Genomic DNA, 469 nt, shown 5'->3' with positions numbered 1-469 from the left:
GTCCATGCCGGTGAGGATGTAATCCTCGCGGTGCTGCATCGCATCCAGCGTTTCGACCCGGTCGGCGTTGCCGCGCGCACGCTCGGCGAGTGCCTGCAGCTGCAGCTGGACGTGTTGCCTGCCGACACCCCGGGGCTGGCGCTGGCGCGACAGATTGCCGCAGGCCCGCTGGAACGGCTGCCGCGCAGTGGCGTCTCCGGGCTGGCGAATGAACTGAAACAGCCGCTGGACGAGGTCGAGACGGCGGTCGCGCTGCTGCGCTCGCTGGACCCGCGTCCGGGCACGCAGATCGCGCCGCTGTCGCAGGACACCTATGTGGTGCCCGACGTGGTGGTGTGGCGGCAGAACGGCATCTGGCGCGCAGCGCTGGCGGCCAATGCCGGGCCGAAGGTGGTGATCCACCGTGGCTACGAACAGCTGATCCGCCGCTGTGGCGAGGCCGACGCCGGCTACCTGCGCGGCCAGCTGC

1 protein-coding gene is annotated in these 469 nt (G+C 70.8%); it reads left to right on the top strand.

What is annotated here, in order from left to right; all coding sequences use genetic code 11:
* Positions 1 to 30 precede the first annotated feature (30 nt).
* A partial coding sequence (locus tag E2E34_RS35035) for an RNA polymerase factor sigma-54 (protein WP_244316415.1) occupies positions 31 to 469 on the top strand: 439 nt, incomplete at its 3' end.

The sequence above is a fragment of the Streptomyces albidochromogenes genome (assembly GCF_005981925.1).
In the GTDB taxonomy this organism is placed as follows: Bacteria; Actinomycetota; Actinomycetes; order Streptomycetales; family Streptomycetaceae; genus Streptomyces; species Streptomyces albidochromogenes.
Note: the sequence above shows the minus strand (reverse complement) of the source record. Positions and strands in the feature narration are given on the sequence as shown.